The sequence below is a fragment of the Bradyrhizobium neotropicale genome (genome assembly GCF_001641695.1).
Classification (GTDB): Bacteria; Pseudomonadota; Alphaproteobacteria; order Rhizobiales; family Xanthobacteraceae; genus Bradyrhizobium; species Bradyrhizobium neotropicale.
Map to the genome: position 1 here is coordinate 1 of NZ_LSEF01000100.1, position 22,544 is coordinate 22,544.

General features: G+C 64.5%; 25 protein-coding genes and 1 pseudogene. 12 read left to right on the plus strand and 14 right to left on the minus strand.

Features of this window, described 5'->3' with window-relative positions; translation table 11 throughout:
• Window positions 1–11: 11 nt before the first annotated feature.
• The gene (locus tag AXW67_RS33450) at window positions 12–293 is read right to left on the minus strand and encodes a LexA family protein (protein ID WP_063675745.1); all 282 of its coding nucleotides are present in this window, start codon (window positions 291–293) and stop codon (window positions 12–14) included.
• A gap of 38 nt (window positions 294–331) precedes the next feature.
• Between AXW67_RS33450 and AXW67_RS33455 the strand changes: the two genes are divergently transcribed.
• Window positions 332–1,462: an IS630 family transposase gene (locus AXW67_RS33455; protein ID WP_063675747.1), complete on the plus strand. Its 1,131-nt coding sequence runs from the start codon at window positions 332–334 to the stop codon at window positions 1,460–1,462.
• Between the two features lie 111 nt (window positions 1,463–1,573).
• Here AXW67_RS33455 and AXW67_RS33460 read toward each other — a convergent pair whose 3' ends face one another.
• The 3 genes from AXW67_RS33460 to AXW67_RS33470 are packed head-to-tail and all read right to left on the minus strand — an operon-like array spanning window position 1,574 to window position 3,326.
• On the minus strand, window positions 1,574–2,314 hold the full coding sequence (locus tag AXW67_RS33460; protein ID WP_063681366.1) for a di-trans,poly-cis-decaprenylcistransferase: 741 nt from the start codon (window positions 2,312–2,314) through the stop codon (window positions 1,574–1,576).
• Between the two features lie 30 nt (window positions 2,315–2,344).
• On the minus strand, window positions 2,345–2,722 hold the full coding sequence (locus tag AXW67_RS33465; protein WP_063681553.1) for a winged helix-turn-helix domain-containing protein: 378 nt from the start codon (window positions 2,720–2,722) through the stop codon (window positions 2,345–2,347).
• Window positions 2,709–3,326: a hypothetical protein gene (locus AXW67_RS33470; protein ID WP_027549973.1), complete on the minus strand. Its 618-nt coding sequence runs from the start codon at window positions 3,324–3,326 to the stop codon at window positions 2,709–2,711. The genes AXW67_RS33465 and AXW67_RS33470 overlap by 14 nt, the downstream gene beginning before the upstream one ends.
• Window positions 3,327–3,529: 203 nt before the next feature.
• Here AXW67_RS33470 and AXW67_RS33475 point away from each other — a divergent pair.
• Window positions 3,530–3,721 (plus strand): annotated as a pseudogene (locus AXW67_RS33475) (serine protease); the annotation flags it as partial.
• Window positions 3,722–4,029: 308 nt separating this feature from the next.
• Here AXW67_RS33475 and AXW67_RS33480 read toward each other — a convergent pair.
• The 6 genes from AXW67_RS33480 to AXW67_RS33505 form a co-directional block, all read right to left on the minus strand.
• A complete protein-coding gene (locus AXW67_RS33480) occupies window positions 4,030–4,761 on the minus strand; it encodes a DUF899 domain-containing protein (RefSeq protein WP_063681368.1) in 732 nt (243 codons plus the stop codon).
• Window positions 4,762–4,781: 20 nt separating this feature from the next.
• Window positions 4,782–5,222 (minus strand): SRPBCC family protein, encoded by a 441-nt coding sequence (locus tag AXW67_RS33485; RefSeq protein ID WP_082908137.1) that lies wholly within the window; start codon window positions 5,220–5,222, stop codon window positions 4,782–4,784.
• Window positions 5,126–5,578 carry an ArsR/SmtB family transcription factor gene (locus AXW67_RS33490; protein ID WP_063681370.1) on the minus strand — a complete coding sequence of 151 codons (453 nt, stop codon included), beginning with the start codon at window positions 5,576–5,578 and terminating at the stop codon, window positions 5,126–5,128. The genes AXW67_RS33485 and AXW67_RS33490 overlap by 97 nt, the downstream gene beginning before the upstream one ends.
• Window positions 5,579–5,723: 145 nt before the next feature.
• The gene (locus tag AXW67_RS33495) at window positions 5,724–5,987 is read right to left on the minus strand and encodes a DUF3551 domain-containing protein (RefSeq protein ID WP_063681371.1); all 264 of its coding nucleotides are present in this window, start codon (window positions 5,985–5,987) and stop codon (window positions 5,724–5,726) included.
• 125 nt (window positions 5,988–6,112) lie between these two features.
• Window positions 6,113–6,385, minus strand: a complete 273-nt coding sequence (locus tag AXW67_RS33500; RefSeq protein WP_063681372.1) for a DUF3551 domain-containing protein — start codon at window positions 6,383–6,385, stop codon at window positions 6,113–6,115.
• A 157-nt stretch (window positions 6,386–6,542) separates the two neighbouring features.
• Complete coding sequence (locus AXW67_RS33505; protein ID WP_063681373.1) at window positions 6,543–7,517, minus strand: Bug family tripartite tricarboxylate transporter substrate binding protein; 975 nt, start codon at window positions 7,515–7,517, stop codon at window positions 6,543–6,545.
• A gap of 138 nt (window positions 7,518–7,655) precedes the next feature.
• On the opposite strand from AXW67_RS33505, the gene AXW67_RS33510 reads away from it, so the two are divergent.
• Window positions 7,656–8,066, plus strand: a complete 411-nt coding sequence (locus AXW67_RS33510; RefSeq protein ID WP_063681374.1) for a VOC family protein — start codon at window positions 7,656–7,658, stop codon at window positions 8,064–8,066.
• Between the two features lie 207 nt (window positions 8,067–8,273).
• Window positions 8,274–9,854, plus strand: coding sequence for an AMP-binding protein (locus AXW67_RS33515; RefSeq protein ID WP_063681375.1), 1,581 nt, complete (start codon window positions 8,274–8,276; stop codon window positions 9,852–9,854).
• A 126-nt stretch (window positions 9,855–9,980) separates the two neighbouring features.
• On the opposite strand, the gene AXW67_RS33520 is transcribed toward AXW67_RS33515, so the two are convergent.
• Complete coding sequence (locus tag AXW67_RS33520) at window positions 9,981–11,075, minus strand: HD-GYP domain-containing protein (protein ID WP_063681376.1); 1,095 nt, start codon at window positions 11,073–11,075, stop codon at window positions 9,981–9,983.
• Between the two features lie 369 nt (window positions 11,076–11,444).
• Between AXW67_RS33520 and AXW67_RS33525 the strand changes: the two genes are divergently transcribed.
• The 4 genes from AXW67_RS33525 to AXW67_RS33540 all read left to right on the plus strand — a co-directional run bounded on the left by AXW67_RS33525 (window position 11,445) and on the right by AXW67_RS33540 (window position 14,126).
• Window positions 11,445–12,218, plus strand: coding sequence for an alpha/beta fold hydrolase (locus AXW67_RS33525; protein WP_063681377.1), 774 nt, complete (start codon window positions 11,445–11,447; stop codon window positions 12,216–12,218).
• Window positions 12,219–12,233: 15 nt separating this feature from the next.
• Entirely contained in the window at window positions 12,234–12,581 is a 348-nt protein-coding gene (locus tag AXW67_RS33530; RefSeq protein WP_063681378.1) for a hypothetical protein, read from the plus strand.
• Between the two features lie 164 nt (window positions 12,582–12,745).
• Complete coding sequence (locus tag AXW67_RS33535; protein WP_063681379.1) at window positions 12,746–13,417, plus strand: dienelactone hydrolase family protein; 672 nt, start codon at window positions 12,746–12,748, stop codon at window positions 13,415–13,417.
• Between the two features lie 226 nt (window positions 13,418–13,643).
• Window positions 13,644–14,126: a hypothetical protein gene (locus AXW67_RS33540; RefSeq protein ID WP_063681554.1), complete on the plus strand. Its 483-nt coding sequence runs from the start codon at window positions 13,644–13,646 to the stop codon at window positions 14,124–14,126.
• Between the two features lie 151 nt (window positions 14,127–14,277).
• On the opposite strand, the gene AXW67_RS33545 is transcribed toward AXW67_RS33540, so the two are convergent.
• From AXW67_RS33545 to AXW67_RS33555, 3 genes are all read right to left on the minus strand, one after another.
• Window positions 14,278–15,009: a polysaccharide biosynthesis/export family protein gene (locus AXW67_RS33545; RefSeq protein ID WP_082908138.1), complete on the minus strand. Its 732-nt coding sequence runs from the start codon at window positions 15,007–15,009 to the stop codon at window positions 14,278–14,280.
• Window positions 15,010–15,310: 301 nt separating this feature from the next.
• Complete coding sequence (gene msrA, locus AXW67_RS33550; protein ID WP_063681381.1) at window positions 15,311–15,967, minus strand: peptide-methionine (S)-S-oxide reductase MsrA; 657 nt, start codon at window positions 15,965–15,967, stop codon at window positions 15,311–15,313.
• Window positions 15,968–16,097: 130 nt separating this feature from the next.
• Window positions 16,098–16,415 (minus strand): hypothetical protein, encoded by a 318-nt coding sequence (locus AXW67_RS33555; RefSeq protein ID WP_027549989.1) that lies wholly within the window; start codon window positions 16,413–16,415, stop codon window positions 16,098–16,100.
• A 385-nt stretch (window positions 16,416–16,800) separates the two neighbouring features.
• Between AXW67_RS33555 and rpsT the strand changes: the two genes are divergently transcribed.
• The 4 genes from rpsT (at window position 16,801) to recF (ending at window position 22,452) form a co-directional block, all read left to right on the plus strand.
• Complete coding sequence (gene rpsT / locus AXW67_RS33560) at window positions 16,801–17,067, plus strand: 30S ribosomal protein S20 (protein ID WP_027549990.1); 267 nt, start codon at window positions 16,801–16,803, stop codon at window positions 17,065–17,067.
• A 1,290-nt stretch (window positions 17,068–18,357) separates the two neighbouring features.
• The gene (gene dnaA, locus AXW67_RS33565; protein ID WP_063681382.1) at window positions 18,358–19,770 is read left to right on the plus strand and encodes a chromosomal replication initiator protein DnaA; all 1,413 of its coding nucleotides are present in this window, start codon (window positions 18,358–18,360) and stop codon (window positions 19,768–19,770) included.
• A 263-nt stretch (window positions 19,771–20,033) separates the two neighbouring features.
• Window positions 20,034–21,152: a DNA polymerase III subunit beta gene (gene dnaN, locus AXW67_RS33570; RefSeq protein ID WP_027549992.1), complete on the plus strand. Its 1,119-nt coding sequence runs from the start codon at window positions 20,034–20,036 to the stop codon at window positions 21,150–21,152.
• 163 nt (window positions 21,153–21,315) lie between these two features.
• Window positions 21,316–22,452, plus strand: coding sequence for a DNA replication/repair protein RecF (gene recF, locus AXW67_RS33575; RefSeq protein WP_063681383.1), 1,137 nt, complete (start codon window positions 21,316–21,318; stop codon window positions 22,450–22,452).
• Window positions 22,453–22,544: the final 92 nt, after the last annotated feature.

Genomic DNA, 22,544 nt, shown 5'->3' on the forward strand with positions numbered 1-22,544 from the left:
CTAGTGGTTCATCACAGTGATTTTGACGTTTTGATACCGAGCCATCCGAGGATAGGCAACTTTTCGGGTGGCAAGAGGATCTCGATGCTTCGAGCGACGCCGGGCTGGCGACGAATGAACCCGTTGCGTTCGAGGGTGAGGATCATCTGGTGGACTGACGGCGGGCTGACGCGGAAATGCCGCTGGATGTCGGCCTCGGCGGGCGGCTGTCCGAACATGTACGAGTAGGTATGGATGAAAGCGAGATAGTGTCCCTGCTTCTCGGTGAAGTGCGCGCCTGATTTTTGACTCATAGCTGGATTCGTCCCGGCCTCCGACAAGGAGGCGAAGCATGAATGTACGTTATCGGGTCGAATTGAGCCAAGCCGAGCGGGACGAACTGACGGCAATGCTCGGCGGCGGCACGCATTCCGCCCGCAAACTCAAACGGGCTCAGATTGTGCTGGCGGCCGATTCAGGCAGCTGCGACGCGGAGATTGCCCGAACCGTCCGGGTCAGCCTTTCCACCGTCGGCCGGACCAAACGCCGTTTCGTAGAAGGCAATCTGGAGCGGGCCTTGAGTGAGGAGCCGCGTCCGGGCGCGGAACGCAAGCTGACAGGCAAGGAAGAGGCCCTGCTGGTGGCGACGGCATGCGCCAAGCCGCCCGCCGGCCGCAAACGCTGGACGCTGACATTGCTGGCCGACGCGATGGTCAAGCTCACCGATCACGCCAGCCTGTCGGGCGAGACCGTGCGCCGCCGGCTGGCCGACAACGACCTCAAGCCGTGGCGCCGGGATATGTGGTGCATTCCTCATGTCGACGGCGAATACGTCGCCCGGATGGAGGATGTGCTCGATCTCTACGCCGAGGCGCCGGATCCCGAGCGGCCCCTGGTTTGCTTCGACGAGACCCCAGTCCAGCTGATCGGCGAGGTACGCCAGCCGATCCCTGCCCAACCGGGACAGCGCGAGCGCTACGATTACGAATATCGCCGCAACGGTACCGTCAATCTCTTCGTCACCTTCGATCCGCATCGCGGCTGGCGCAATGTCAAGGTTACAGACCACCGCGCCGCGGTCGACTACGCGCACTGCATGCGCGAACTCGTCGACGTCCACTATCCCAATGCCGCCTGCATCCGTGTGGTGCAGGACAATCTGTCGATTCATACGGCCGGCGCGCTATATCAGGCATTTGCGCCTGCCGAGGCCCGTCGCATCCTGCGCCGCCTCGAGTTCCACTACACCCCGAAACACGCCAGCTGGCTCAATATGGTCGAGTGCGAGATCAGCGTGCTGCAGCGCCAGTGTCTCGGCCGTCGCATCGACGATCCCAAAAGGCTTCGAAAAGAAATCGCAGCATGGCAACGGCAGCGAAACAAGGCGCGAGACCGCATCAAATGGATGTTCACAACCGACAAAGCCCGCGCCAAACTCGGTCGCGCCTATCCAGTTGCCGCCAAAGAGTCAAAACCACTGTGATGAACCACTAGCCGAGACTGCGCACCAGCCGCTTGGACCTTGCTGCCAATCATGCGGCCGAAAACGAACAATTTGCGCCTCGTCCCCGGGAGTTTCTGCCCCGCGTCAGCGTCACGCCCGAGACAGTGAAGGCACCTCCTCGGGCATGATTGCCTGGAGACCGCCGAAACGGCGTTCGCGGCCGTGGAAGGACGCCAGCGCTTCGGCGAGGTCCTTGGCCTCGAATTCGGGCCACATCCGCTCGGTGAAATGCAGCTCGGCATAGGCGCCTTCCCACAACAGGAAGTCCGACAGCCGCTTCTCTCCGGAGGTGCGGATGATCAGATCGACGTCGCGCAAGGAAGCCTCGCCGGTGACGAGCTGGGAGAACGCCTCGCGGGTGAGGCTCGTCAATGCTGCCGCCTTCGCCGCGGCGTTGAGGATGGCGTCGCGCGCGGAATAGTCGACGGCGATGCGCAAATGCAGCACGTTGCCGTGCGCGGTTGCGCCCTCCGCGCGCGCGATGGCGGTGGCGATGCCGTCGGGCAGGCGGTCGCGGCGGCCGATCACGGAGAGGCGCACGCCATTCTTCACCAGGCTCTGCACCTCGTGGGCGAGATAGAAGCGCAGCAGCGTCATCAGCGCGGCGACCTCGGCCTTGGGCCGGCGCCAATTGTCGGTCGAGAAGGCATAGAGCGTCAGCGTGCCGATGCCCTGCTTGGGCGCGGCCTCGACGATGCGGCGGATCGCCTCGACGCCGGCCTCATGGCCGCGCACGCGCGACAGGCCGCGCCGCGTCGCCCATCGGCCGTTGCCGTCCATGATGATGCCGACGTGAAGCTTCTCGGTGTGGGATGCGAGGTCACTTTGCATTGCAAAGTCTCCGGTCAAAAAAGGGGGCGATCAGGTCGAGAGGATGCCGAGCCGGCCGCCGAGCGGCGGTGCCTCGCGGCCGGCGGCCTTGGCAGCGTCGCGCACGAGGCGCTCGAGCACGGCGAGATAGTCGAGGAAACGGCGGCGGCCGGTCTTGGTCAGGCGGCAGGTGGTATGCGGCCGGTTGCCTTCGTAACCCTTGGTCACCTCGACGAGGCCGGCTTCCTGAAGCACGGCGAGGTGCCGGCTGAGATTGCCATCGGTGAGGCCGCAGAGTTGCTTGAGATCGGCGAACGCCAGCCCCTTGGGATGGGCCATCAGCGAGGTCAGGAGCCCGAGCCTCGCCTTCTCGTGGATCACGCGGTCTAACCCTTCATAGGAGAACGGCGCGCTGTCAGTCTTCGGCATCATTGTCTCCGGACGCGAAATACAGAATGGCCGCCATCACCGACTGGCCGATCACGAAGGGCAGGCCCATGGTCCAGGGCGACAGCGTGTGGGTCTGGCTCGCCAGCACCACCACCGAAAAGCCCGAGACGAAATACCAGGCGCCGGCGAGCGCGACGGTGCGCGGCAACGAGCGGACGGAAGCAAAGATGCCGAGCGACACCAGGATCTGCCACAGGCCCGGCAGCAGCCAGAGCGTCTCGGCGGCGAACTTCCACATCACCACCGCAAGCAGCACGCCGGCGATGCCGGCGGGCAGGAACTGCTCGGCCGCCTGGTGGATCATGGCGTCGGCGAGACCCGAATGGTGGCGGCGCGAACGCGCGCGCATCTCGAACCAGATCATCAGGCCGGACAGCGTGGCGGCAACGAACCAGCCGAGGAAGAAGCCGAGCGGCTCGCCGGTGGGGTCACCGAGCAGCCAGAATTGCAGGATCGCGGTAGTCAGCGCGACCGCGCCGGTCGCCGCCATGGTCGCAGGGCCGTAGCCGCGGAACGCCGTGCCGGCCGCGATCTGGCTGCGGATCGCCACAATGTCGGCCAGTGCCTTGTCGAGATCGCGCATCTGCAATGCCAAAGCCTCGCTTCGTCTGCGTTTCCTCTGGATCGATTGCTCGATCACTTTGTATCGCAAAGTATACCGCATCGCAAAGTAATGGCAAGCCTGAAAGTCGCTCGCTGCGACACGTCCCGAATCCGCAACTACCGGTTGCACAGAATCGTATCGGACAGATAAGATGTGGATCATGGCGGTCCGGGGGCGTTAATATGTTGAAGTCAGCAGTCATCGCGTGCGCGCTGCAGGCATTCGCGATCGGGGTTGCGAATGCGGCGGGGCCATTCGGCACGGTCAACACCGGCAACTGGATCGGCGGCGCCTTCACGAGCGACGAGACACGAGCCTTCTCGCATTGTGCGGCGACCGCGCCCTATGCCAACGGCGTCAGCCTCGTGGTCGGCCCGGGCGTTCAAGTCATCCCGTCCTCCAGAGGCGCGAGTAGCGCAGTGCATCTGCACTGCGCTACGAGCCTCGAAGGATGAACGGCCGGGATGCAGACGGGCCGCCGCCTTCGAGGCCTCCGCTGCTCCGGCACCTCCAGCGACAACCGCTTCGCGGTTGCGCGGGGGTGACGGTGTGATGGCGGAAGCTCGCGGCAGCGTAGGCTGCGTAGCCCGGATGGAGCGAAGCGCAATCCGGGGACGCCACACAACTCTCGATGTCCCGGATTGCGCTTCGCTCCATCCGGGCTACGAACTCAGATGCAAGCTCACCCGCGGCACGCCTTCGTCGCCTGCGGCTCGTACTGGTCGCGCAGCCGGACCCAGTCCATCGGATAGGGCAGACCGTCCTCGTGGCGGCCGAGCGGGGTGAGGTCGAGGTACTGATAGGCGGCGTTCATCATGTCGAGGCCGCGGGCAAAGCAGGAATAAGTGTGGAAGATCTCACCGGCCTCGTCGCGGTAGAACACGCTGATGCCGGGCAGCTCGGGACCATAGAACGGCGTGGTACCGAAATTGTATTTCGGCACACCCTTGTCGATCTGCTCGCGCGTGAACGTGACTTCGTAATCATAGTTGAAGTCGTTGCCGCCAGAGGAGACCCAGTCGAACGTCCAGCCCATCCGCTTCTTGAAGGCCTCGAGCTTTGCGACCGGCGCGAGCGAGACCGCGACCATGGTGGTGTCGCGCGCAGCAAGATGCGGCACCATGCGCTCAAAACCGTCGGCCCAGAACGAGCAGTTCTTGCAAGCGGTGTCCCAATCGGGCGCGAACATCACGTGCTGCACCACGAGCTGCGGGCGCCCCTTGAAGAGGTCGCCAAGCGTGACCGTGCCGTTCGGACTGTCGAAGACGTAATTCTTGTCGACCCTGACCCAGGGAAGCCGGCGGCGTTCCTCGGCGAGCCGCTCGCGGGCCTGGCTCAACTCCTTCTCATGCGCCAGATGGGCTTTGCGGGCGGCGATCCATTGCTCGCGCGAGACGATCTGATGTTGTTGCATAGTGTCCTCCTTTGAGGGGATCAGGCGACGAAGGCGTCGAGCTTGTCGAAGAACGAGCTCCAGCCGCGCTGATGGTTGTCGCGTGCGGTTTCGTCGAAGAATTGCGCGTGATGGAAGATCATCAGCGTGCCGGCGCTGTCCGGCTTCAGCGTGATCGTCACCAGCGATTCACGCTCCGGCGTCGAATGCCAGGCCCAGGTGAAGACCAGCCGCTCGTTCGGCACGACCTCGCGATAGGTCCCGCCGGCCTCGAAATATTCGCCGTCGTCGCTGGTGAAGCTGATCCGGTAGCGACCGCCGGCGTGGACGTCGAGCTCCGCACGCAACGTGGCAGGCTTCATGTTCGGCGGCCCGAACCATTGCGCTAGCTGCTCGGCTTGCGTCCAGGCAGCGTAGACTTTTTCCGGCCGCGCACGGAGCCGGCGCGTGAGCGTGAGGCTTGGGCGTTCGGCGGCACTGATATCGGCGCCAGCGGCTGCGTTGGCCATGGGTCTTCCTCCACAAAGGCGGCAAGGCGGTCGAGATTGTCGGACCAGAACTGCGCGTAGCGATTGAGCCAGTTCATCGCCTGCTCCATCGGCTTCGCGGTGAGCCGGCAAGCGACCGTGCGTCCGCTCTTCTCCCGCACGATCAGCCCTGCATCCGACAGCACGTCGAGATGCTTCATGATCGCCGGCAGCGAGATCGGAAACGGCGCAGCCAGTTCACTCACCGACAGGCTGTCCCGTTCGCCGAGGCGGGCCAGCAGCGCGCGCCGCGTCGGATCGGACAGTGCAGCAAAGGTGCGGTCCAGCGTCTCGTCCTTATACTTAACCATATGGTTTAGTATAAGCGCGAACGGAAAGCCGTCAAGCCGGAACCCGCACAAGCGCGTGATCCGCAGTCAGGCTGGGTCAGGATGCTTCACGTACAGCAGGTCGAGCCCGTCGAGCAGCCTCGGCGCAGAGTGCTCTGACTCTCCGCTAGGCAGGAGGAAAGCGACGGCCGCGCGGCGACGGTTGAAGCGGAGGCCGCGCGAGCAGGAAGGCTGGATTCTGTCCGCAATACCCCTTGCGGCCGGACACGCTCGCCAGACACTGCTCGCGGGTTTGATAGGAGCAGTCGCCGGGATAGTCGTATGCCGCGCCCTGGATGCACCACGGGTAATCATAGTCCGCACGCGCCGGTTCAATGCCAGCAAGTCCGGCAAGGACCAAGGCGCCCAGCGCCAACTGCGTCTTGCGCATGACCGACCTCCCATGCTCGCCGCGTGAGATGCGACTTCATAGCGAGAAGGTTTTGCAAAGCTGATTTATTCCCGAACAGCCTGTTATTCCAGAACAGCCCGGCAGAAATCTGTCCGAGCTCGCCCCTAGTACGGCGCGACAGGCCGCGGGCGCCGGCGCGGCTGCGGTTGCGGCGCCCAGCCATAGGCCACACGCGGATTGGGACCGCAGTACAGCAGCCGGCCGGACACGCTGGCCTGACATTGCTCATAGGTGCTGTAGGCGCATTCGCCGGGATAGTCGAACTCTCCGCCTTGCGCACACCAGGGATATTCGCGCGCTGCGGCTGGGGTGATGTTGACGAAGCCGGCAAGGACCGTCGCGCCCAGCGTCAGCAACGCCAATTGCGTCTTGCGCATGATCCCAACTCCTCTGTTCGTGGCGCGAGATGCAGCGCCATCCATCATCAGGTCTCGGTCCACCATTTTATTCCGGATCAACCGGAAGGCACCAAGAAAAAAGCCCTGCCATACGGCAGGGCTCCATTCCTGATCGGTCACGACCATCACGATATTGCTACTCGACCTTCAGGCCGGCGAACTCGACGACCTTCTTCCACTTCTCGGTCTCGGCCTTGATCTCCTCGCCGAACGCCTCCGGCGTCTGCACCCGCGGCTCGCCGCCGAGCTCGATCAGGCGCTTGGTCATGTCCGGCTCCTTCATGAGCGTGTTGATCTCATTGTTGAGCTTGGCGATGATCTCCTTCGGCGTGTTCTTCGGCGCGCCCATGCCGAACAGCGCGCTGGCCTCGTAGTTCGGGACGGTTTCCGCAATCGCCTGCACGTCGGGCAGCTGCGGCGAGCGCTGCGCGGTGGTGACTCCGAGGGCGCGAAGCGAGCCGGAGCGGATGTGCTGGATGATCGAGGGCATGTTGTCGAAGATCACCTGCACCTGGCCGCCGAGCATGTCGGTGATCGCGGGTGCCGCGCCGCGATAGGGCACGTGCTGCATCTTGCAGCCGGTCATCGCCATGAACATCTCGCCGGACAGATGCACCGAGGTGCCGTTGCCGGACGAGGCCATGTTCACCTTGCCGGGATTGGCCTTCACATATTCGATGAACTCGGCGACGTTCTTCGCCGGAACGTCCTTGTTGACGGTCATCACGTTCGGGACGCGCTGGAACGAGGCGACCGGCGCGACGTCGCGCACGAAGTTGAACTTGAGATTGGCGTAGAGCGAGGCGTTGATGAAATTGGCCGGATTGACCAGCAGCAGAGTGTAGCCATCGGGCTCGGCGTTGATGACGGATTCGGTGCCGATGTTGTTGCCGGCGCCCGGCTTGTTCTCGATCACGAATTGCTGGCCGAGCCTTTCCGACAGGCGCTGGCCGATCAGCCGCGCCAGGATGTCGGTGGCTCCGCCCGGCGGATAGCCGACCACCCATTTCACCGGGTGCGTCGGATAATCGGCGGCAAAGGCCTTCGACAGCGGGATGGCTGCAAGCGGACTGGCTGCGAGCAGGCCCAGCGCGGTACGGCGTGTGATCATAGTATCTCCCGACTTGTTGTTCTTGAAAGCGTCATCATCTTGAAAGCAACGCGGACGGCGTTGTAACAAAGCTTGCCGCACGCGGAAAGTGCGCGCGGCACGTCGCGACGAAAGGATAAGTAACCGAAAGGACGGCCCATGCCGCTCAAGGTCGAGGCCCTCGATCACCTCGTGATCAACGTCGCCGACGTCGCTCGCACCGCCGAGTGGTATCGCAAGATCCTCGGCATGGAAGTCAAGGTCTTCGACCCCGGCGGCGGCAAAGCGCCGCGGACTTCGCTTCAATTCGGTAACCAGAAGATCAACGTCCGGCCGCGCGATGCCGACAAGGTGGAATGGTTCACCGCGGACCATCAGACCGCCGGCAGCGAGGATCTGTGCTTCCTCACCTCAGCGACGCCCGACGAGGTGGTGGCGCATCTGAAGGCCAACGGCGTCGTGATCGAGGAAGGCCCGGTTCCCAGGCAGGGCGCTCGCGGCACGCTACGCTCGGTCTATTGCCGCGATCCGGATGGCAGCCTGATCGAGATTTCGTCGTACGAGGGTTAGGGCGTCGGGGCACGCTGCCGACCCCGGGGGTCGTGTGGAAACAGCCCCGCTCCAAATTCCGCCCGGCAGACGCGGCCATGACGGTGGAGAGAGCCTGCGTTCCGCTACAGCATAGCGCACACGTTTGCCCCTCGCGCTATCCGGTGGCAGAAAGACTCCCGACAACAAGAGCAGCCGCAATGAAAAACAGGCTGCACGGGAGGACACATGCCGAAGTCGCAAGCCGCAGCCGGAATAGTCGGTCCTTTTGCGGGCCTCGACGTGCCCTGGCTGCTCAGGATGCGCGCCGAGGTGCGCAGCTCACATCCGTTCCTGATCTGGGCGCCGTTCGATGCACCGGCGCGGCAATGGAGCTATGGCGAATTTCACGAGCGGGTCGGCGCGCTCGCGGCGGGCCTCGCAAAACGCGGCGTCAAGAGCGGCGAATATGTGCTCATTCATCTCGACAATTGCATCGAGGCGCTGCTCGCCTGGTTTGCCTGCGTCGAGCTCGGCGCGATCGCGGTGACGACCAACACCCGTTCGGCGCCTGCCGAAATCGAATACTTCGCCGATCATTGCGGCGCTGTCGCCGCGATCACGCAGCCGGCTTATGCGGAGATCGTTGCAAAGCATTGCCGCAATCTGCGCTGGATGGCGGTAACCTCGCATGAGGCAGGGACCGCACCCGCGCAAGTGGTCTCAAGCGGCGACAGCTTCGAGGCGCTGTTTGCCGACAGCGCCGACCGTCCCAAGCGCGCCACCGATCCGCTCGCGCCGTGCAGCGTGCAATACACCTCGGGCACGACGTCGCGCCCGAAGGCGGTACTCTGGACCAACGCCAATGCGCTGTGGGGCGCCAAGATCAACGCCGCGCATGAAGACCTGCACGCCGGCGATGTGCACCAGACTTACCTGCCGCTGTTTCACACCAACGCACTGGCCTATTCGATGCTGGCGACGCTGTGGGTCGGCGGTTCCTGCGTGATCCAGCCGCGCTTCTCCGCAAGCCGCTTCTGGCCGGTCGCGCGCGCGCATGGTTCGACATGGACCTCGACGATCCCGTTCTGCATGAAGGCGCTGCTCGAGCACGAGATCCCGCGGGATCACAAATTCCGCCTGTGGGGTACCGCGGTGAACGAGCCGCCGGCCTTCGCCGTCTTCGGCGTCAAGATCATCGGCTGGTGGGGCATGACCGAGACCATCACCCACGGCATCATCGGCGAGGCCGACCAGCCCAACATCCCGATGTCGATCGGCCGCGCCGCGCCGGAATACCAGATCCGCGTCACCGACGACGACGGCCGGCCGACGGAGGTCGGCGACACCGGTAATCTCTCGATCAAGGGCATTCCCGGCCTGTCGCTGTTCGCCGAATATCTGCACAACGAGAAAGCAACGCGCGAGAGCTTTGACGAGCACGGCTTCTTCATCACCGGCGATCGCGTCGTGCGGCTGGACAACGGCTACATCCGTTTCGGCGACCGTGCCAAGGACATGCTGAAGGTCGGGGCCGAGAACGTCGCGGCCTCCGAGATCGAGCAGGTGATCGCGGTCGTCCCCGGCGTGCGCGAGGTGGCCGTGGTGGCCAAGACGCATCCGATGCTGGACGAGGTGCCGGTCGCCTTCGTCATCCCGCAAGGCGGCGTCGCCGGCGCGCCGCCTGATCTCAAGGACAGGATCATAGCGGCCTGCCGCGCGGGACTGGCCGACTTCAAGCTGCCGCGCGAGATCAGATTCGTCGACGACATGCCGCGCTCGACGCTGGAGAAGGTCGCGAAGGCGGAGCTGAGGAAGATGGTGGGGTGACTTCGTAGGGTGGGTTAGCCCCGCGGCTGCGCGAAGCGCGGTCCGCTGGCGTAACCCACCTCTTTGGTATCCGCGGAGACAGAAGTGGTGGGTTACGCTTCGCTAACCCACCCTACGGCATCGTGATCAGAACGACCCCAGCGCCACCGGGCGGAACGCCTGCAGCAGTTGCTGGTCGAGCTTGCCGCCCATGCCTTCCATCATCGCGAACGCGCGGGAGTGGGTGAAGGGCATGCGATAGGCGCGCTTCTCCACCAGGGCGGCGTAGATGTCGACGATCGTCGTCAGCCGCACGATGTCGCTGATCTGGTTCGACGAGAGGCCATTCGGATAGCCGCTGCCGTCGAGGAATTCGTGGTGATGCAGGACCACGTTCAGCATCTCAGGCGGGAAGCCGCCCTGGGCAGCGAGCGCGTCATAGCCGCGGCGCGGATGCTGGCGGACCTCGTCCATCTCCTCGTCGGTGAGCTTGCCGGGCTTGTCGAGCAGCGCGGAGGCAACGAACGCCTTGCCGACGTCGTGCAGCAGGGCTGCACGGGTGAGCCGGCGCTGGTCGTCCTCGCGCATGCCGAGATGCTGGGCGAAGGCAACGGCGAAGCCGGTGACGAACAGGCAGTGCCGATAGCTGCCGACATGGTGACAGCCGACGGTGGTGAGCCACTCGCGCAGCGAGGAATGCTTGATGGCCTTCAAAATCTTGCTCTCGGCAGCGATCACGTCGTCGAAGGTCAGGGGCACGCCGAGCGGCAGCTTCTCGAACATCTTAGCCAGCACCGCATGCGCTGCTTCGACGCCGCGGTTGAGCGTCTTGCCGCGATCGGTCGCGTCATAGGCGGCGGTGTCGGGGAAGGCGGCCCGGATGCGCTGCAGGATGGCCTCGGCCTGAAGCGGCCGCGAGATCGTGTCGGTGGCCCCCAGCGCCCAGGCCTGCATGGTGCCGTGGTGCAGGGCGTCGGCGAGCACGAACAGCCGCGGCATCGAACGATAGGCATCGCCGCGCAGCTTGTTGCGCACCCGCTGCACGCTCTCGGGCGAACGCAGGTTGATGTCGACCACGATGCCGGAGAGATCACGCCCCGGCTGCTCGGGAATGTCCTGCGTCGAAACCGTCGAAACGTCGCCGACCGCCTTCAGGATGCCGGCGAGCTCGCTGCTGTCGTCGCTGCGATCGGAGGCAAGCAGGAGCCGGCGTTTGGCGGCTGGATTGGCTGAGGCGGTCATGGCTTCCCCAAAGCAACTGAGAGCACGGGCGTATTGTCGCGCAGCCTAAGCTGGATCAGGTTCTCCGGCCCTTAAGAGGCGTGCTCAACGGAACCCTGCGGGGATTGGTCGAATTTTAGGGATTTTGGCAGGCGCGGCCCCCCTCCGACCAAAAACGTCGAAAACAACCCCATGCAAAGTAGGGCGACCGTTGAAGAAGCAGGGTTTTCTGCAAATGAAACTCAGCCGGAAGTCAGCTCTCCGCGGCTCGTGTCGGGCAGGTCTCGCGCCGCTTGCGCCTCCATGCATATGCCATCGCGGAAGGGGCGGTTTCCTCCGCATCACCGGGCGGGCTAGGATGAGCGCAGAAAACCAAAAAGGGCAGATGCAATGCCAAGGATCGATCGGGACGGCGTCGGAATCCACTACGAGGTCCATGGCGAAGGTCCGCCGCTGCTGCTCACCCACGGCTATTCCTCGACATCGGCGATGTGGCACGGCCAGATCGACGCGCTCGCTGCGAACCACAAGCTGGTTTTGTGGGACATGCGCGGTCACGGCCAGTCCGACTATCCGGACGATCCGAACGCTTATGGCGAAGCGCTCACGGTCGGCGACATGGCGGCGATCCTGGACGCGATCGGCGCGAGCAGCGCTGTCATCGGCGGGCTGTCGCTCGGCGGCTACATGTCGCTCGCCTTCTATCGCGCGCATCCGCAAGCCACGCGCGCGCTCCTGATCATCGATACCGGTCCCGGCTTCAGGAAGGACGACGCGCGCGAGGCCTGGAATGCGCGCGCGCTCGCCACGGCCGACAAGCTCGATCGCGAAGGTCTCGACGTGCTGAAAGCGGCGACCCGCGAACGCGCCACCGCCAGCCATCGCAACGCCAGTGGGTTGGCGCTTGCAGCACGCGGCATGTTGACCCAGCGCGACGCCAGGGTGATGGAGCTGCTTCCCGACATCAAGGTGCCGTCGCTGATCGTGGTCGGCGCCGACGATGCGCCCTTCCTGGCAGCGGCCGACTACATGGCGGCGAAGATCCCCGGCGCACAAAAGGTGGTGATCCCCGCGGCCGGACACGCCGTCAACATCGATCAGCCGCAGGCTTTTGTTGACGCGGTCGTGCCTTTCCTGAAGAACTTGCCGCAACAGGCCGGTTGAACGAGGGCACAGGCGATGAAGCAGGCGATGTTGGCCGCGGGCATGTTGGCGGGGCTTCTCTCGATGCCGGCGTTGGCGATGGCCGATCAGTTCGGCGCACCGCCGCCGCGCCTGCCCTTCGTGATGACGCTATCCAACAACACGCCGCTGGCATTCGGCATGGACGCTGAGCAGACCGCGCGGGCGCTGGGGCAGCCCTTGCAATATGTGCGGGGCCGTCCGGGCAACGAGATCTATCTCGCGCTTCGCAACATCGGCGGCAGCAGATTGATCCCCTACCGTCATCGCCTGTTCCTGCAATTCCGTCACGGACGGCTGGCAGGATGGAAGGAGGATTACGGCGAGAACTGGATGTGGGAGTAGACCTATCCCTCCATGGTGAGGAGGCGCGAAGCGCCGTCTCGAACCATAGAGGCCCCCGCTGCTGCCTCTCGGCCTTCATCCTTCGAGACGCTTGCTTCGCAAGCTCCTCAGGATGAGGAGCGAGAGCGGAGTTCCCGATCGATACCTGAAGAAGGACAACCCTCGTGGGACAAGACATCAAACTGACGGCCTCCGACAATTTTCAGTTCAGCGCCTACCGCGCCGATCCCGGCGGCGCGGCGAAGGGCGCGGTCGTGGTGATCCAGGAGATCTTTGGGGTCAATCACCACATCCGCTCGGTGTGCGATCGCCTTGCCAGCGAGGGCTACGTCGCGATCGCGCCGTCGATCTTCGACCGCACCTCGCCCAACTTCCAGTCGGGCTATTCGCCCGATGAAATCGCCGAGGCGCGCAAGTTCGTCGCCAATCCCGACTGGGTCGCGATGCTGCGCGACACGCAGGCCGCGATCGATGCGGTGAAGAATGTCGGTCCGGTCGGCATCATCGGCTTTTGCCTCGGCGGCAGCGTCGCCTTTGTCGCGGCAACGCGGCTGTCGGGCCTCAAGGCCGCGGTCGGCTATTACGGCGGCGCCATCGTGCGCTTCGCCGACGAGACGCCGAAGGTGCCGACGCAGCTGCATTTCGGCGAGAAGGATGCCGGCATTCCCCTCAGCGATGTCGAGACCATCAAAACGAAACGGCCAGACGTCGAGGTCTTCATCTATCCCGGCGCCCAGCACGGCTTCCATTGCGACGAGCGCGCGAGCTACGACAAGGCCAGCGCCGACATCGCCTGGCCGCGCAGCATGGCTTTTTTCGCGAAGCATTTGAAGTAGAGCGCAACTCTGACCACCGTCATTCCGGGATGCGCCGACAGGCGCAGGCCCGGAATCCATTGGACCGCAGAGTTGGTGGCGCGATGGATTCCGGGTTCGCGCTGCGCGCGCCCCGGAATGACGAGGGGAGAGAGCGGCCCCCTCCTCCGGCGGAAATCGGGTGGGCTACGCCCCGCGCATGACGATAGAGCTGGCCGATCAATCCAGCTCACCCCGGAACATCGTCATGCAGCAACCAAACACGAACCTCATCATCCGCAATCCGTTCGGAACCATGGACGTCCCCGGGCCGAACGATCGCGAGGTGATGGACTATGCCGCAACAGTCACGCTTGCCGGTGACGCCGACGACGTCAACGCGGCGCAGTGGGCAGCAATCCCCGCGCCCTCCGATTCGCTCGATGGCGTGTGGCAGAGCCGCTGGAACGGCGGCGCCGATCCGACCATCGCCGGCGATACGCCCGACAGGTGGAAGCAGGGCCGCGGCGAGGTGCGGGTCGCAGGCGAGCGAATCTACCTGCGGTTCGACTGGGACGGCGGCCGCCGGCACGGTCTCATCGACGCGCGGAGCGATGGCGGATATCGCCTCGTCGGCAAGTATATCAACCTGACAAATCCCGTGATCACGCGGCCATGGGTCGGGCTCGTTGTCGATGCGTCACGCATCGACGGCTGCTTTCCGAACGGGCGGTTGGATTTTCGGAGGTAAGGCGTGGGCGAACAAGATCGCCATCTCTGCTGTCATTCCGGGATGCGCCGACAGGCGCAGGCGCGGAATCCATCGCGCCACCAACTCGGAGGCACAATGGATTCCGGGCTCGCGACTTCGTCGCGCCTCGGAATGATAGAGAAGAGAAGGTCTAGAACCAGCGCTCGCCGACGAACACGGTGTCGCCGGGGCTCAATGGCGTGCCCAGCGGCACCATCGCGCGCATCGATCCGCCGGCCTCGGTGTGGGTGACGGTGACGGCGTCGCGCTTGGCGCGCGGGGAGAAGCCGCCGGCGATCGCGACTGCGCTTTCGACCGTCATGTTCGGCACATACGGATATTGGCCGGGCGCGGTCACTTCGCCGAGGATGAAGAACGGGCGATAGGCTTCGATCTCCACGGCCACCGAGGGTTCGCGGATATAGCCGTTGCGCAGGCGCGCTGCGATTTCGCTGGCGAGGCCCGCCGTGGTGCGGCCGCGCGCCGGCACCGCGCCGATCAGCGGCATGGTGATCGCACCGCCGGCATCGATCGCATAGGTGTTGGTGAGACCTTCCTGGCCGTAGACCACGACGCGCAGCCTGTCGCCGGCGTCGAGATGATAGGACGCATCATAGCGGGCCGGACCGCGCGCAGCGTAGCCGACCGGCATTGATCCAGGCGCTGCGGCGAACGAATTGCGGAGCGCGTCGATGGCGCCGCCACCGGACGTGTCGGCGACAGCGACTGCCTGCGGCCCTCCAGGCTGGCCATAGGCCATGTAGTCGAGATCGCTGCCCGGCTGCGCGATCGCGACCGGGCCCGTGGTCTGCATGCAGCCGCCAAGGGCGAGCGCGGCGGACGCTACCAAGACCGACCATCGAAACGCGTGTGCAACCGGCACCGGACCCATCCCTTGAAAGGAGACAGTTCCAGTCTTGCACCGGGTATGGTTAATAAAGCGTTGAGGGGGACAGACGCGACGATGCGGACGCGATGACAGCAGCCCTCAAGCTGCTTTCCGCCGCCGCGCACAGTGCGGACGGCTTCTGCGCCAACGTCTCCACGCCGTCATGGCCGGGCTTGTCCCGGCCATCCACGTTTTTCGTGCGTCACCAGGAACGTGGATGCCCGGGACATAGGCGAGCGGAAGCGACGCCGTCCTTCGGACGGCTATACCCGGGCATGACGCATTCGTGGCGCGATCAGGCGCTCACGCCGACGCCGATCGGGCAGGACACGCCGGTGCCGCCGAGGCCGCAATAGCCGGCCGGATTCTTGGCCAGATATTGCTGGTGGTAGTCTTCGGCAAAGTAGAACTCGCCGGCCGGCGCGATCTCGGTCGTGATCGCATCGAGGCCCTTGGCTTTGAGCGCCTTCTGATAGAGCGTCTTCGACTCTTCGGCCGCCTTCTTCTGCGCATCGGAATAGGTGTAGATCGCGCTTCGGTATTGCGTGCCGACGTCGTTGCCCTGGCGCATGCCCTGCGTCGGGTTGTGGTTCTCCCAGAACGCCTTCAATAGCCGCTCGTATGAAATCTTCTTCGGATCGAACACGACCAGCACCACCTCGGTGTGACCAGTGCGGCCCGAGCAGACTTCCTCATAGGTCGGGTTCGGCGTGTGGCCGCCGGCATAGCCAACGGCGGTGACATGGACGCCGTCGCCAAGCTCCCAGAATTTGCGCTCCGCGCCCCAGAAGCAGCCGAGGCCGAACACGGCCTGCTCCAGGCCTGCGGGATACGGCGGAAGAAGCTTCGCACCGTTGACGAAGTGCGTGGTCGCGGTCGGGATCGGTTGCGCACGGCCCGGCAGCGCTTCGGCTGCGCTCGGCAGTGCAGAGGACTTGCGCATGAACAGCATGATCGGATCTCCGGGACGAGCTCACGGCCGCCCAGACCAGATGCTCGGGCGGCGTGCTCGTCGGTACAGGTGGAATATAGGCAATTACGTCCGGACAGGCAGCCCTGTTACGCGCCCGTGCGAGCGGGCTTCAGTCCCGCGAATAGCCGATCAGCGGTTTCCGCGGCCGGAACAGGATCATCAGGAGGATGCCGAGGATGCCGAGGACGGCGAAGACCGGCTGGTCCAGGATCAGGCGGATCACGGAGGTCCAGAGCCAGGGCGCCTTGGCCTCGACCCAGGTCCGGAACGCCTGCTGGCTGGCCTGATGGATGTCGTTCCAGAACTGGCCGAACCGGGTGAACCGGAGGTTCTGGTCGGCCACCCAGCGGGCACCGTCATAGACCATGAAGATGAAACCGCCGGCCAGCAGCAACAGCCCAATCAGTCGGAAAAAGCCGCGGATCATGTATCACCTTATAGGCCCGTCCGAATAAGGCGGCCTCGACGCACCGCCAGCCAATAGCGGGGCGGCGGCAGAAATTCAACCTCATCAGCACGTTACGACCCGCCCCACGCGGCCCGGAACCGGGTTTTCCAGCCCCCGAAGGCGTTGACGGTGCGGCAGACCCCCTCTATAAGGGCGCCAACTGGCGGCGGGCGCAATCCCGCCGCCGCTGTTCTTTGAGCAGTTGCAGGCTCTTCGAGTCTCAGAGATGGCCGCAAGGCCGTCGCTCATGTTCCGGGAACAGCCTTGCACCGAACACCCTAAATCCGAGCGTCGATTACGCGGTTCAAGCAGCCGGCGCTACCCGACCAGAACGCGACCGGTTACCGCAAAGGACATTGAGACCATGGCCAACACCACCTCCGCCAAGAAAGCGACGCGCAAGATCGCCCGCCGCACCGCCGTCAACAAGTCGCGCCGCACCCAGATGCGCGGCGCCGTTCGCACCGTCGAAGAAGCCATCAAGACCGGCGATCGCGCCGCCGCCGTGAAGGCGCTGGCGAATGCCGAGCCCGCCCTGATGCGCGCGGCGCAGCGCAACATCATTCACAAGAACAATGCGAGCCGCAAAGTTTCGCGGCTCACCGCGCAGATCGCCAAGCTCGCCAAGTAAGCATCGACGCAAGTATCCAAGTAAGCTTGCTGCGACACCTGATCGATCGATCCGATCGATCATTGCGCTCGACACAATCAGCCCGGCATCCTTGCCGGGCTTTTTTGTTGCCTGTCACAATTCCCGCGTGCGGTCACACGACGACAAATCCGCCTTCAATCGGAAGGATCGTGTCGTCCGCGGCAGGTACCGCCCCGTAATTTTACCGCTAGTCATTTTGCAACACAGGAAACTCTCATTGCGTTGCGAAAAACCCCTGCGGCACGGGGCCAAAATGAATTTTCGCTGGGATGAGTTCTACACACCGTAGTTTCACCGGACAGCCTGTCGCGGCAAAGCTACCCTGCAAAAAGAGACTCGAAAAACGATGTTTCGATAATCACTTATCCACATAGCAGCGACAACCACTTGGAAAATGAGCTCACGCGGCACTCGCGTGAAGGTTTTGTAAAATATTTTTGGCCGCTGTCCGCCAATTGTCACACAACGGGTTGTGCTCTCGATTCTCCACGCGGATTCAAAAACTTGGTCTCGGGCCTGTGAACAACCCGCGCGCGGCGTTAACGCAGATCAAGAATTTGGGCGCCTCAAGTGTGAATCAATTTCGTTGCGAGTCTTTCCGCATAGTGTATTCCTTAAGTCGTTCGCGGCGCCCACGATCTTGAGACCAGCGCGGTTTAGGAAACGGGGTGAGCGTGCAAATCGGCGGCGGTCTGCACGTTGGCGACGCTTTACCAAGCGATTGTCGATTCAAAGCCCATAGCAATGTGGGAACGGTAGCTCTTTGTCTGAATGTCTCCAAGCGGGGCATGTGTGTCTCGTTCGCTAGAAGCGGAAATGAGAGACGTCTCGAGGCTACACGACGGGCGTGAAAGGCGAAGCCGAGTGAACGGCTAGTGCATACGGGCAGGGCACCCGCGAGTGGAGCAATTCCGACGCGGTTGTCTTTAGGACACGCAGGACCTTGCCGTGAGCAATCACGGCAGGACGGGGAGGTATCATGTCTTACGGACTCAACGCGGTATTGAAACAAGCTTCCAACCAAGCTTCCTTCTCTAACGATGCCGTTCTAAATCCGTCCGACGTCCAGCCTCCCGCGTGTGACGGAGCGCCGAGTACGCGCTGACCTCGCGACCCCTCCATCTCTGACATCGCTGAACTGACCTGCGGCGTTTCCGCCGAACGGTCGAGGTATGCCTGACGATGGACTCGCTTGAGGTCGCGCCATGGCGGGAAACCCCGCATGGCGCTCACAACGCAACTTTATCTCTCAAGAGAAGTTTTTCGACGATGAACACATCGGAACAAGATCGCTGGTCACGCGTGAAGGGACGGCTGCGCTCGAGCGTTGGTGAAGACGTCTATACGAGCTGGTTTGCCCGTATGGATCTGGAAGGAGTGCAGGACGAGAGCGTGCGGCTTTCGGTTCCGACCCGCTTCCTCAAGAGCTGGATCCAGGCCCATTATGCCGAGCGCGTGCTGTCGTGCTGGCAGGCCGAGATGCCGGAAGTGCATCGCATCGATCTGACCGTTCGCTCCGCGGTACGTCCGACGATGCAGACGAAGGAAGCGCCCGCGCCGGTCGAGGCGCGCCGCGCGCCCGCGCCCGAGTTGCGCTCGACGGCGACCGCACCCGTCTCCGCCAATCATGATGCGCTCGGCGGCTCGCCGCTCGATCCGCGCCTGACCTTTGCGAGCTTCGTCGTCGGCCGTTCCAACACGCTGGCGCATGCGGCCGCCCGCCAGGTGGCGGAAGGTCGCAGAGGCGATCCCGTGATGTTCAACCCGCTCTACATTCATGCCGGCGTCGGCCTCGGCAAGACACATCTCTTGCAGGCGGTGACCTGGGCCGGCAATTCCGGCAACGAGCGCAAGGTGCTCTATCTCACCGCGGAAAAATTCATGTACGGCTTCGTTGCCGCGCTGAAGACGCAGACGGCGCTCGCCTTCAAGGAGGCGCTGCGCGGCATCGACGTGCTCGTCATCGACGATCTGCAATTCCTTCAGGGCAAGTCGACGCAGGCCGAGTTCTGTCACACGCTGAACGCGCTGATCGACGCCGGCCGCCAGGTCGTGATCGCGGCCGACCGTCCGCCGTCCGATCTCGAGAGCCTCGACGACCGCGTTCGCTCGCGGCTTGCCGGCGGCCTCGTGGTCGAGATGGGCTCGCTCGGGGAAGAGCTGCGGCTCGGCATTCTCAAGTCGCGCGTCGCCGCGGCCCGCACTCATCATGCGACCTTCGACGTGCCGGAAGAAGTGCTGGACTATCTGTCACGCGCCATCACCCATAACGGCCGCGACCTCGAAGGCGCGATCAACCGGCTTCTTGCTCACTCGAAGCTGAACAACCAGCCGGTGACGCTGGAGATGGCCGAGCGCGAGGTGCGCGACCTGATCCGGCCGCAGGAGCCCAAGCGCATCAAGATCGAGGACATCCAGCGCGTGGTGGCACGGCAGTATAACGTCAGCCGCTCCGACCTGCTGTCCTCGCGCCGTACGGCCAACGTGGTCCGTCCGCGACAGGTGGCGATGTACCTCGCCAAGACGCTGACGCTGCGCTCGCTGCCGGAGATCGGCCGCCGCTTCGGCGGACGTGACCACACCACGGTGCTGCACGCGGTGCGCAAGATCGAGGCCCTGGTCAGCAAGGACACGGCGCTCTCCGAGGAGGTCGAGTCCCTGAAGCGCCAGCTTCAGGAATAAACCCCTAAGCCGCCCCGAATTCTTTTTCTCCCGCCGCCCCGGTCCCGCCGGGGCGGCGGCTCGCGTTTTGCGCCTAAATCGTGGGGAACTAGGCCCCAATCCCTTGAATCCGATAGCCATCCGCGCCACCTTGCGCGCCCCGGGGGGCTTTGATCATATCGGGTGGATGATCCGGCTTTTCGGGTTCTTCGGTGCCGTGGCGCGCTTCCGGCCGCCCGGCTTTTCCAATGCTGTGTTTTCTTGGGGATCGGGCGAGTAGTGCAATGAAGGTTACGGTCGAACGCGCGCAACTCCTGAAATCGCTGGGCCATGTCCATCGCGTGGTCGAGCGCCGCAACACGATTCCGATCCTCGGCAACGTCCTGGTCCGCGCCGAGAACGCCAAATTATCGCTGAAGGCGACCGACCTCGACCTCGAGGTGACCGAGACGCTTCCCGCGGAAACCGCGACCGCGGGCTCCACCACCGTGCCGGCGCACATGTTCTACGACATCGTGCGCAAGCTGCCGGACGGCTCGCAGATCGTGCTGGAAGCCGACGGCGACCGCGCCGTGCTCGCGATCCGCGCCGGCCGTTCGCGCTTCACGCTGCAGACGCTGCCGGAGAATGATTTTCCGGATCTGGCCGCCGGCGACATGTCGCATTCCTTCTCGCTGGCCGCCAAGGACGTGAAGCGGCTGATCGACCGCACCCAGTTCGCGATCTCGACGGAAGAGACGCGCTATTATCTCAACGGCATCTATCTGCATGCCGCCGGAACGGCCAAGGCCGCCACCTTGCGCGGCGTTGCCACCGACGGCCACCGCCTCGCCCAGCTCGACCTGGTTCAGCCCGCGGGCGCTGCCGGCATGCCCGGCGTGATCGTGCCACGCAAGACCGTCGGCGAGGTGCAGCGCCTGATCGAGGACTCCGAGGCCGAGATCACGATCGAGCTGTCGCAGGCCAAGATCCGCTTCACCATCGGCAATGTCGTGCTGACCTCGAAGCTGATCGACGGCACCTTCCCCGACTATGGCCGCGTCATCCCGCAGAACAACGACAAGGAGCTCGTCGTCGACAAGAAGGATTTCGAGAACGCGGTCGACCGCGTCTCGACGATCTCCAGCGAACGCGGTCGCGCGGTCAAGCTGTCGCTGTCGGCGGGCAAGCTGGTGCTGTCGGTGACCAATCCGGATTCAGGCAGCGCGACCGAAGAGATCGAGGTCGAATACGCCTCCGACGCCCTCGATATCGGCTTCAATTCGCGCTACCTCCTCGACATCGCCGCCCAGATCGAGGGCGAGGTCGCCACCCTGAAGCTCGCCGACCCCGGCTCGCCGACCCTGGTCCAGGACCGCGACGACAAGAGCGCGCTGTACGTGCTGATGCCGATGCGGGTGTGAGGGCTACCGGCAACCCTACGTATCGACTACATCCGTCATGGCCGGGCGTAGCCGTCCGTAGGACGGCGTCGCTTCGCTCGTCTATGTCCCGGCCATCCACGTCTTCGGAGCCCAAGAACGTGGATGCCCGGCACAAGGCCGGGCATGACGAAGAGCGGATTTCATGACCCCCTCCCGCATTCATCGCCTGACGCTGACGCATTTTCGCAATTACCGGGCGGCGGGGCTCGAGACGGCGGCTGACATGGTGGCGCTGGTCGGGCCCAATGGTGCGGGCAAGACCAATTGCATCGAGGCGATCTCGTTTCTGTCGCCGGGACGCGGCTTGCGGCGGGCGACGCTGGAAGACGTCGCCGACAATCAGGGCGACGGCTCCTGGGCGGTCTCGGCGCAGGTCGAGGGCGCGCTGGGCCTTGCAACTCTCGGCACCGGCATCGATGCGCCGCGCCACGACAACACCGTCAGCCGCCGCTGCCGCGTCGATCGCGAGCCCGTGGGTTCGGCCGCCGCTTTCGGCGACCACATCCGCATGGTGTGGCTGACGCCGGCGATGGACGGGCTGTTCATGGGGGCTGCGTCCGAACGGCGGCGCTTCTTCGACCGCCTGGTGCTCGCCATCGACAGCGAGCATTCCAGCCGCATCTCCGCGCTGGAGCGCTCCTTGCGCTCGCGCAACCGCCTGCTCGAGACGCGCAATTACGACGATCATTGGTGTGATGCGATCGAGCGCGAGACGGTGGAGCTCGCGGTCGCGGTGGCCGCGACGCGCGGCCAGACTGCGGCGCGGCTGACCGGCATGCTGAATGCCCGCGCGCAGGCCTCCGCGTTCCCGTCGGCACAGATCGCACTCGACGGCTGGATGGAGAACGCGCTGCTCACCGAAACCGCGACAGCCGTCGAGAACCGCTACCGCCAGATCCTGCGCGACAACCGTCCGCGCGATGCGATCGCCGGCCGCACCACCGACGGCCCGCACCTCACCGATCTCCAGGTCGTCTATGCGCCGAAGAGCATGCCGGCGCGCGATGCCTCGACCGGCGAGCAGAAGGCGCTGCTGATCGGGCTCGTGCTGGCGCATGCGAGCCTCGTCGCCGAGATGACCGGCATCGTGCCGCTGTTGCTGCTCGACGAAGTCGTCGCGCATCTCGATCCGAGCCGGCGCGCGGCGCTGTTCGAGGAGCTGAGGAAGCTCGGCGCGCAGGTCTGGCTGACCGGCGCGGACCCGGCCGCCTTCGCCGAGATCGGCGCCGGTGGCGAGGTCTTTGACGTCGAGAACGGGCGCATCAGCGCGCGCCGGTAGGGCGTGACAATTGAACCTGCCACCTTCCGGAAGCGACTAGCTGTGTGAGGCCGCGCCGAACGGTGTCGCAGCCGTCGCAAATCGCGCAAGAG

Bases quoted from the DNA above. Each gene is read 5' to 3' on its own strand.
- AXW67_RS33450 (WP_063675745.1), bottom strand. From the start codon at position 293: ATGAGTCAAAAATCAGGCGCGCACTTCACCGAGAAGCAGGGACACTAT.
- AXW67_RS33455 (WP_063675747.1), top strand. From the start codon at position 332: ATGAATGTACGTTATCGGGTCGAATTGAGCCAAGCCGAGCGGGACGAA.
- AXW67_RS33460 (WP_063681366.1), bottom strand. From the start codon at position 2,314: ATGCAAAGTGACCTCGCATCCCACACCGAGAAGCTTCACGTCGGCATC.
- AXW67_RS33465 (WP_063681553.1), bottom strand. From the start codon at position 2,722: ATGCCGAAGACTGACAGCGCGCCGTTCTCCTATGAAGGGTTAGACCGC.
- AXW67_RS33470 (WP_027549973.1), bottom strand. From the start codon at position 3,326: ATGCGCGATCTCGACAAGGCACTGGCCGACATTGTGGCGATCCGCAGC.
- AXW67_RS33480 (WP_063681368.1), bottom strand. From the start codon at position 4,761: ATGCAACAACATCAGATCGTCTCGCGCGAGCAATGGATCGCCGCCCGC.
- AXW67_RS33490 (WP_063681370.1), bottom strand. From the start codon at position 5,578: ATGGTTAAGTATAAGGACGAGACGCTGGACCGCACCTTTGCTGCACTG.
- AXW67_RS33495 (WP_063681371.1), bottom strand. From the start codon at position 5,987: ATGCGCAAGACGCAGTTGGCGCTGGGCGCCTTGGTCCTTGCCGGACTT.
- AXW67_RS33500 (WP_063681372.1), bottom strand. From the start codon at position 6,385: ATGCGCAAGACGCAATTGGCGTTGCTGACGCTGGGCGCGACGGTCCTT.
- AXW67_RS33505 (WP_063681373.1), bottom strand. From the start codon at position 7,517: ATGATCACACGCCGTACCGCGCTGGGCCTGCTCGCAGCCAGTCCGCTT.
- AXW67_RS33510 (WP_063681374.1), top strand. From the start codon at position 7,656: ATGCCGCTCAAGGTCGAGGCCCTCGATCACCTCGTGATCAACGTCGCC.
- AXW67_RS33515 (WP_063681375.1), top strand. From the start codon at position 8,274: ATGCCGAAGTCGCAAGCCGCAGCCGGAATAGTCGGTCCTTTTGCGGGC.
- AXW67_RS33520 (WP_063681376.1), bottom strand. From the start codon at position 11,075: ATGACCGCCTCAGCCAATCCAGCCGCCAAACGCCGGCTCCTGCTTGCC.
- AXW67_RS33525 (WP_063681377.1), top strand. From the start codon at position 11,445: ATGCCAAGGATCGATCGGGACGGCGTCGGAATCCACTACGAGGTCCAT.
- AXW67_RS33530 (WP_063681378.1), top strand. From the start codon at position 12,234: ATGAAGCAGGCGATGTTGGCCGCGGGCATGTTGGCGGGGCTTCTCTCG.
- AXW67_RS33540 (WP_063681554.1), top strand. From the start codon at position 13,644: ATGCAGCAACCAAACACGAACCTCATCATCCGCAATCCGTTCGGAACC.
- msrA (WP_063681381.1), bottom strand. From the start codon at position 15,967: ATGCTGTTCATGCGCAAGTCCTCTGCACTGCCGAGCGCAGCCGAAGCG.
- AXW67_RS33555 (WP_027549989.1), bottom strand. From the start codon at position 16,415: ATGATCCGCGGCTTTTTCCGACTGATTGGGCTGTTGCTGCTGGCCGGC.
- rpsT (WP_027549990.1), top strand. From the start codon at position 16,801: ATGGCCAACACCACCTCCGCCAAGAAAGCGACGCGCAAGATCGCCCGC.
- dnaA (WP_063681382.1), top strand. From the start codon at position 18,358: ATGAACACATCGGAACAAGATCGCTGGTCACGCGTGAAGGGACGGCTG.
- dnaN (WP_027549992.1), top strand. From the start codon at position 20,034: ATGAAGGTTACGGTCGAACGCGCGCAACTCCTGAAATCGCTGGGCCAT.
- recF (WP_063681383.1), top strand. From the start codon at position 21,316: ATGACCCCCTCCCGCATTCATCGCCTGACGCTGACGCATTTTCGCAAT.